The 7588-nt window shown below is 64.8% G+C and carries 7 protein-coding genes; 2 read left to right on the top strand and 5 right to left on the bottom strand.

Annotation, left to right across the window (positions count from 1 at the left end):
* The 3 genes from ACE3S9_RS11550 to ACE3S9_RS11540 form a co-directional block, all read right to left on the bottom strand.
* A partial coding sequence (locus ACE3S9_RS11550) for an ammonium transporter (protein ID WP_374546612.1) occupies positions 1–1514 on the bottom strand: 1514 nt, incomplete at its 3' end.
* A 29-nt stretch (positions 1515–1543) separates the two neighbouring features.
* Positions 1544–1882 carry a P-II family nitrogen regulator gene (locus ACE3S9_RS11545; protein WP_374546157.1) on the bottom strand — a complete coding sequence of 113 codons (339 nt, stop codon included), beginning with the start codon at positions 1880–1882 and terminating at the stop codon, positions 1544–1546.
* 188 nt (positions 1883–2070) lie between these two features.
* Positions 2071–2517, bottom strand: a complete 447-nt coding sequence (locus ACE3S9_RS11540; RefSeq protein WP_374546611.1) for a GtrA family protein — start codon at positions 2515–2517, stop codon at positions 2071–2073.
* Between the two features lie 183 nt (positions 2518–2700).
* Here ACE3S9_RS11540 and ACE3S9_RS11535 point away from each other — a divergent pair, with 183 nt between their 5' ends.
* On the top strand, positions 2701–3966 hold the full coding sequence (locus ACE3S9_RS11535; RefSeq protein WP_374546610.1) for a DUF763 domain-containing protein: 1266 nt from the start codon (positions 2701–2703) through the stop codon (positions 3964–3966).
* A gap of 138 nt (positions 3967–4104) precedes the next feature.
* Positions 4105–5001 carry a radical SAM protein gene (locus tag ACE3S9_RS11530; protein ID WP_374546609.1) on the top strand — a complete coding sequence of 299 codons (897 nt, stop codon included), beginning with the start codon at positions 4105–4107 and terminating at the stop codon, positions 4999–5001.
* A gap of 3 nt (positions 5002–5004) precedes the next feature.
* On the opposite strand, the gene ACE3S9_RS11525 is transcribed toward ACE3S9_RS11530, so the two are convergent.
* Both ACE3S9_RS11525 and ACE3S9_RS11520 read right to left on the bottom strand, forming a co-directional pair.
* On the bottom strand, positions 5005–6111 hold the full coding sequence (locus tag ACE3S9_RS11525) for an alginate O-acetyltransferase (protein WP_374546608.1): 1107 nt from the start codon (positions 6109–6111) through the stop codon (positions 5005–5007).
* Positions 6112–6120: 9 nt separating this feature from the next.
* A partial coding sequence (locus tag ACE3S9_RS11520) for an MBOAT family protein (RefSeq protein WP_374546607.1) occupies positions 6121–7588 on the bottom strand: 1468 nt, incomplete at its 5' end.

Here is a 7588-nt window from a genome sequence, read left to right as displayed (position 1 = left end):
TTGTAGGCGCGTTCGCCGTGATCGGAGATGTCGAGGCCCTCGCGCTCCTGATCCGGGGTCGGACGCAGGCCCACGATCAGATCGACGATCTTGTACAGGATCGCCGAGCCAATGCCCGACCACGCCAGAGTGGTGGCCACAGCCTTGACCTGGATCATCACCTGCGTCGCCATGTCGTAAGTGCCGGCGTTGCCGTTGGCGAAGTTGGAATAGTCGGTCAAGCCGACGCCGCCAAGCGCCGGCGACACCAGAACGCCGGTCGCAATCGCGCCCGTGATGCCGCCGATGCAGTGCACGCCGAACACGTCCAGCGCGTCGTCATAGCCGAACTTGTTCTTCACCGTCGAAACGAAGAACAGGCAGATCGGCGAAACGATCAGGCCCAGAACCAGCGAGCCCATCGGACCCGCAAAGCCCGAAGCCGGCGTCACCGCGACCAGACCCGCAACCGCGCCCGAGATCAGGCCCAGAAGCGAAGGCTTGCCCTTCACCGCCCATTCCACGAACAGCCACGACACCGCAGCCGCCGCCGTCGCCAGCATGGTGTTGACGAAGGCCAGAGCCGTCGTGCCATTGGCTTCAAGGTTCGAGCCGGCGTTGAAGCCGAACCAGCCCACCCACAACAGCGAGGCGCCGATCATCGACATGGTCAGCGAATGCGGCGGCAAAGCTTCCTTGCCATAGCCGATGCGCTTGCCGATCATGATCGCGCCGACCAGGCCCGCGATGCCGGCGTTGATGTGCACCACCGTGCCGCCCGCAAAGTCGAGCGCGCCCCACTGGAACAGCTTGCCGGCGTCCAGATTGACCGCGTCGAGCTTGGCTTGCGCCGCAGCCTTGGCCGCGTCGTCGGTCGCCGCGGCAAGCGCCTTGGCCGCATCGCCGATCGCGTCCGGGCCCGCCCAGTACCAAACCATATGCGCGATCGGGAAATAGATCACCGTCACCCACAGCAGCACGAACAGCAGCACCGCCGAGAATTTTATGCGCTCGGCGAAGGCGCCGACGATCAGCGCCGGCGTGATCATGGCGAAGGTCATCTGGAAGACCATATAGGCCAGTTCAGGCACCACCACGCCGTTCGAGAAGGTCGCGGCGGTCGCATTGGCGTCGACGCCCTTCAGGAAGGCCTTGGAGAAGCCGCCCACGAAATCATTGAGGCCGCCGCCATTGGTGAAGGCTTCCGAATAGCCGTAAAGCGCCCAGATCACGCCGACCAGCGACACGATCGCGAACACCTGGGTCAGCACCGACAGCATGTTCTTGGTGCGCACCAGGCCGCCGTAAAACAGCGCCAGGCCGGGAATCGACATCATCAGCACGAGCGCGCTGGACACCAAGAGCCACGCGGTGTCGCCCTTGTTGGGAACCGGCGCCGGCGGGGCGGCCGGAGCAGCCGCAGCCGCGGCCGGCGCGGCGTCTTGCGCATAAGCCGCGACGGCGCACAGCGCCAGCCCGGCCGCTGCGAGACCGAGCGCCTTCAGCCCGGTTCGGCGGGAGGGAATGGAAAACATCTATAACTCCTGACTGAGAGGGGGAAAAATCAGAGCGCGTCGCTGTCGCGTTCGCCGGTGCGGATGCGGATCGCCTGCTCCAGCGGGCTGACGAAAATCTTGCCGTCGCCGATCTGGCCCGTGCGCGCCGCCGTCGAAATCGTCTCGATCGTCTTCGCAACAAGCTCCGCCGGAACCGCGACCTCAATCTTCAGCTTCGGCAGAAAGCTCACCGCATATTCCGCCCCGCGATAAATCTCCGTATGGCCCTTTTGCCGGCCATAGCCCTTCACTTCCGTCACCGTCAGGCCGTGGACCCCAACGCCCGTCAACGCGTCGCGAACCTCGTCCAGCTTGAACGGCTTGATAATAGCCATCACGATTTTCATCTGATGTTCCCCGATTTCCGTCTGGAACGACGCAGTCGCGAGTGATTACGCGCAAGCGATTACGCCGGCGGGCGCAGCCCGGCCGACCGTCAGGAAACAAGGTCCGTGCCAGCGGGCGCGGCGCGAAAAAGCGTGAAAAAACGGTAAAGCTGGAGCTGCTTCGGATAGCACGCGCCTAATAAGAAGACTTATTGCTTATTATTTACGCAGATATCGCTCAATTCCTGACCGCTCGGCGCCATGTCCGGATGCCGGAACACGAGAAAGCGGGAGCTCAGCAGATTGAGCGTCATGCCCGAGAGGCTTCCCGCGGCGACAGCCAGCGCTGGAAACCGCGCGAACAGCGGCAAATGCGTCACCAGCAGGGCATAGACCAGATAATTGACCGAGCCGCCGATGGTCATCAGACCGATATAGAGCGCCAGTTCCTTCAGCGGCGGGTGGCCCGAGACGCGGCCGCCAAAGGTGAAGGTGCGATTCAGGATCCAGGTTGTCGCGGCGGCGGCGAGGAAGGAGAACGCGCGGCCCCAGTAAAGGCCGAGCCAGCCCTTGAGCAGATAAAGCACGGCCGTGTCGACCAGGAAGCCGACCGTCCCGGCGATGCCGAAGAAAAGCGTCTGCCGCGTCGCGATCATGATGGGCCGGATGTCTCCGCGAACGAATCGAACAAGGGCGCGGCGCGCGGCCCATGGGAAGCGGCGCGGTCTGGTCCGCGCCGGCCTTCCTATAATCGACAATCGCCCGGGCCGCCAGAGCGCCGGCCTTGCGCGCGGCGCGGCGCACGCGCAGGATCGCGCCATCTGATCGAGGATGATTCCGTGGCGCGACGCTCGGGCAGCGCCGATCTGCCCCTTCACGGCGGCCGGGTTCCCGCCTGGCTCGGCCAACGCATGGCGCGGCTCGGCGCGGTGGTCGCGGAGGCGATCGTCCACCATTACGGCCGCGACGAATTCCTGCGCCGGCTGGCGCATCCGTTCTGGTTCCAGTCGTTCGGCGCCGTCATGGGCATGGACTGGCACTCCTCCGGCATCACCACCAGCGTGATCGGCGCCCTGAAGCGCGGGCTAGCTCCACTGTCGGGCGAACTGGGCCTTCACGTCTGCGGCGGGCGCGGCCGCCATTCGCGCCAGACGCCGCTGGAGCTGGCGACAATTGGCGCGCGAGTCGGCTTCGACGGCGCGGCGCTGGCGCAGGCGAGCCGCCTCGTCGCAAAGGTCGACAGCGCTGCCGTGCAGGACGGATTCGAGCTTTACCTGCACGGCTTCATCGTCGCCGACGACGGGAACTGGGTGGTCGTGCAGCAGGGCATGCGGGAGGAAACCCGCTATGCGCGCCGCTATCATTGGCTGTCCGAGGGGCTGAAGGATTTCGTCGAGGCGCCGCACGCCGCCATCGACGGCGAGAGCCGGGGCGAGATCGTCAATCTCACCGACCGCCGCGCTGCGCCCTCGCGGGCGCGCCAGCTCGATCTGCTGCGCGATCTGGGACCGGACGGCATTTTGCGCGCGCTTCCCGCGCTCGATGCAACGAAGCCCCCGCCCGCGCAGCTTGAACTGCCGCATCTGGTCATGCCGGCCCATCACGATGTCCGCCCGAAGGATGTGATGCTGCGCCGCCTGCACGGCGCCCTGGCGGCGGCGGCCGATCGCGGTCCGGCCGATTTCGCCGAACTTCTGTTGGTTCCCGGCGTCGGCGCGCGCACTGTGCGCTCGCTGGCCTTGGTGGCCGAAGTGGTCCACGGCGCGCCCTGCCGCTTCGCGGATCCTGCGCGCTTCTCGCTCGCCCACGGCGGCAAGGACCGCCATCCCTTTCCGGTCCCGCTCAAGGTCTATGACCAGACGATCACCACGCTCAAGACCGCCGTGGCGCAGGCGAAACTCGGCCAGGACGAGCGGCTTGAGGCCCTGCGGCGGCTCGACGCGCAGGCGCGGCGGCTGGAGCGCGCGGTCGACGGGCCGTCCTTCGCGGATCATATCGCCGAGGAGCGGGCGCGCTCGCATGATTATGGCGGCCGCAGCGTGTTCGGCTGGGAGCCGCCGCCCGGCGAAACGGAAAAGCAGCAACGCGCGAGGAAAACGCGCTAGATCGTTTCATTGTTTCCGTGAAACAATGAAACGATCTAGATTTTTATTTTGACGCGTTTTCTTTACGCGAACCGGCATCCACTTCGCTCGAAAACGCTATAGACTGCCGCTCAGCCCGTCTTGAAAAGCACAGAGTTCATGGTCGCCCTTCCGATCCGTTATGTCGAACCCGTCTACCGTCCGCCGAGCGAGGCAGACTCTCTGATCCTGCCTGTCACCGACGGCTGTTCCTGGAACCATTGCACCTTCTGCGAAATGTATACGGCGCCGCAGAAGAAATTCCGGCCGCGCGACGAGGCCGAGGTGCTGAACAGCATCAAGCGCTGCAGCGCGCTGTTCGGCGACGAGGCGAAGCGCATCTTTCTGGCCGATGGCGACGCCATGACGCTCTCAACCCGCCGCCTCGTGACCATTCTGGAGGCCATCCGCCGCGACATGCCCGGCGTGCGCCGGATTTCGAGCTATTGCCTGCCGCGCAACCTGCGCAAGAAATCCGTCGAAGAATTGCGCGAACTGGCCGATCTCGGCCTGTCGATGCTCTATGTCGACGCGGAATCGGGCGATGACGAGGTTCTGGCCCGGATCAACAAGGGCGAGACGTTCGCCTCGACGCTGGACGCATTGGACAAGCTGGGCCAGGCGGGGATCAAGCGTTCGGTGATGATCCTGAACGGCCTTGGCGGCGCGACGTTATCGCGACAGCATGCAGAAAATTCGGCGCGGCTGATGAACGCGGCGCAGCCGGAATTCCTCGCCACTTTGGTGGTCAGCTTCCCCGTGGGCGAAGCGCGGCTGCGCGAAAATTTCCCGGATTTCCAACCGCTCGACATCAGCGGCCTGATGCAGGAAATGGAGCGCTTCCTGTCGACGCTCGAGCTGAAGCGGACGGTGTTCCGCAGCGACCATGCCTCGAACTGGCTGGTCCTGAAGGGGACGCTCGGCGCCGACAAGCCGCGCCTGCTGGCCGAATTGCGCGCGGCGATCGCTTCACCCGATTCCGCGCCGCTGCGGCCGGCCTGGGCGCGAGGCCTGTAAATCTCAGGGATGGCTGGAAAGATAGCGCTCCGCCCGCTCCTCCAGCACGAAATCCGGCTTTTCCCGCTCCACCAGCGCGTCGAATTCCGCATCGGTCGGGTGCACCCAGACCGCAACCATATCGCCGAATTCGGCGGCGAGCCGCGGCGCCAGCGCCTGACCGAAGGAATCGTGGATGAACAGCAGTTTTTTGCGCGCGCTCGGGCAGTGGGTGCGGGTGAAAAATCTGCGGCCGGCGGAATCCCAGTTCTTCTCCGTCACCTCAAAGGCACACGGCAAACGGCTCTTTTTCAGGACGGGCGCATTTTCGTCGCGGGAAATCAGCGCCATTTCCGCGAGATCGCCGGTTTTGATCGGCTTCATCTCGAAATCATCGGGCGATAGCGGCGGCGCCGACAGGTCGATTTTCGGCCGCATCGCCGCGAAGAGAGTGGGCAACGCCACTGACACGCCGAGATCGTTCCAATGGGTGTCGTCGCGCAGGTAAAGCTGACCCGTCGGCTTGGCTGCGAGCAGGGCGGAGCGCAGGTCCACCACTGGCAAATCGGCCGCCTTCGCCATCTCCAGGACTTGCGAATATTGCGACGGCTTCTGTTTGCGCAGGATGCGCCGGGGCATGAATTCCGGATAGATCGTGTGCTTGTCGGGCGCGATGGCGAAGGCATAGCCTATGCCTCGGGCCGCGAGCCGGTCGCGGCGCCCGGCGATGCGCTGGCGCATCAGGTCTAGATCGCCTTCGCTGAGCGGCAGGGCGTTCTGGTAAAGTTCGATCGAGTGTTCGCCGGCGAAATAGAGCCATTTGTCCCGGCCAAGCAGCACATTGTCGCTGGGCGAGCGGCCGAGCAGCGCAAGGGCGATTTTTGAATCGAGCCGGATCAGAGCCTGCCGGAAGCCGAAATTATCGCCGAAAAAGACGTCGAATTTTTTCGGGAACTGCCCCCATTGCGCGAGGTCGCGCGGCACTTCGAGCTGGGCGAGCCGGCGCTTCTCATTGGCGAGCGGGTCCGGGTTGCCGACAAAAGTGAGAACGCCGCCGAGCGTGGTCGCGACGGCGACGAAGCCCAGCAGGAGGAAGCCGTAAATTTGCGCCGGGAGACTGCGGCTGGTCATGACGCGCCCTCAGAAGCGGAAATAGATGAAGGGATTATAGGTGCTCGCGGCCATATGCGCGCAGCCGACCACCGCAATGGCGACCAGCGCCGCCAGACGCAGCGCGAGGATCGTCGTTCCCTCGGCGCCGATCCGCAGGCTTTCAAGCCCCGGATGAAGCACGCCGCGTGACTGGCCGGCGCGCAAGCGCCAGTCGGCCGTCACGCGCGTGAACACGCCCACTGAGACCAGCGCCCCGGCGACGAGCGCGAGCAAAGCCTGGGCGTCGATCAGATCGGCGGCGGCGAGCGCCCCCTCCCCGGCTCCGCCGTGTCCCAGCATGGCCGAGAGATAAGCGCAGGCCGCGCCGAGATCGCCGGCGCGGAAAAACACCCAGGCCAGCACCACCACGGCCATGGCGTAAAGCCAGCCAACCGGCGCCGGCAGCCGGGCCAGGACGGCGCCCAGCCCGGCGCGCTCCACAACAAGGAACAGGCCGTGCAGAGCGCCCCACAGCACAAAGGTCCAGGCCGCGCCATGCCAGAAGCCGCAGACCAGGAAGACAATGACCAGATTGAGCCAGATCCGCCATTCCGCGACGCGATTGCCGCCGAGCGGAATGTAAAGATAGTCGCGGAACCAATTCGACAGCGAAATATGCCAGCGCCGCCAGAATTCCTGAATGGAGCGGGCGCGATAGGGATAGTTGAAATTTTCGAGGAAATCGAAGCCGAACACCCGCGCGAGGCCGATCGCCATGTCGGAATAGCCGGAAAAATCGAGATAGATCTGCAGGCTATAGGCCGCGATGCCGAGCCAGGCGACGCCCGTCCCCAATTGATCGCCTGGCAGGCCAAAGGCGCGGTCGGCGATCTCGCCGAGCGGATTGGCGAGGATCATCTTCTTGCCGAAACCGGCCAGCGCCCGCTCGACGCCAGACACGGCGAGATCGAACCGCTCCCGGCGCCCGCGCAACTGATCGCAGATGTCGTGATAGCGGATGATCGGGCCGGCGATGAGCTGCGGAAAAAAAGAAATGTAAAGCGCGAAATCGACCGGATTCTTCTGCGCCTGCGCGTCGCGGCGGTAGACGTCGATCACATAGGACAGAGCGTGGAAGGTGAAGAAGGAAATGCCGAGCGGCAGGTGCGGCGCGTCGAAATTGACCGCCGGCCAGCCGCCCATCGCCGTCAGGCTGTTGAACTGGGCGACCATGAAGCCGGAATATTTGTAAAAGCCCAGCAGGCCGATATTGACGGCGACCGCGCCGGCTATGACCAGCCGCGCCGCGGCCGGCCCGCGATATTTTTCGAGGATCAGGCCGAAAATCCAGTTGAGCAGGATCGAGGTCAGCATCACGAAGACGAAAAGCTGTTCGCCCCAGGCGTAGAAGATCAGGCTCGCCGCCAGCAGGATGGCGTTGCGCGCCAGCCGGGGGGCGCAAAAATACAACAGCCCCGTCAGGGGCAGGAACAGGAAGACGAAGATGGGGGAGCTG

Origin of the sequence: Rhodoblastus sp., assembly GCF_041915505.1 — a bacterium.
Lineage (GTDB): Bacteria > Pseudomonadota > Alphaproteobacteria > Rhizobiales > Beijerinckiaceae > Rhodoblastus.
The sequence above is the reverse complement of the archived record's forward strand: the minus strand, read 5'-3'. Positions and strand labels throughout refer to the sequence as shown.

Excerpts from the sequence above, each read along its gene's own strand:
- ACE3S9_RS11530 (WP_374546609.1), top strand. The coding sequence starts at position 4,105 with ATGGTCGCCCTTCCGATCCGTTATGTCGAACCCGTCTACCGTCCGCCG.
- ACE3S9_RS11525 (WP_374546608.1), bottom strand. The coding sequence starts at position 6,111 with ATGACCAGCCGCAGTCTCCCGGCGCAAATTTACGGCTTCCTCCTGCTG.
- ACE3S9_RS11545 (WP_374546157.1), bottom strand. The coding sequence starts at position 1,882 with ATGAAAATCGTGATGGCTATTATCAAGCCGTTCAAGCTGGACGAGGTT.
- ACE3S9_RS11540 (WP_374546611.1), bottom strand. The coding sequence starts at position 2,517 with ATGATCGCGACGCGGCAGACGCTTTTCTTCGGCATCGCCGGGACGGTC.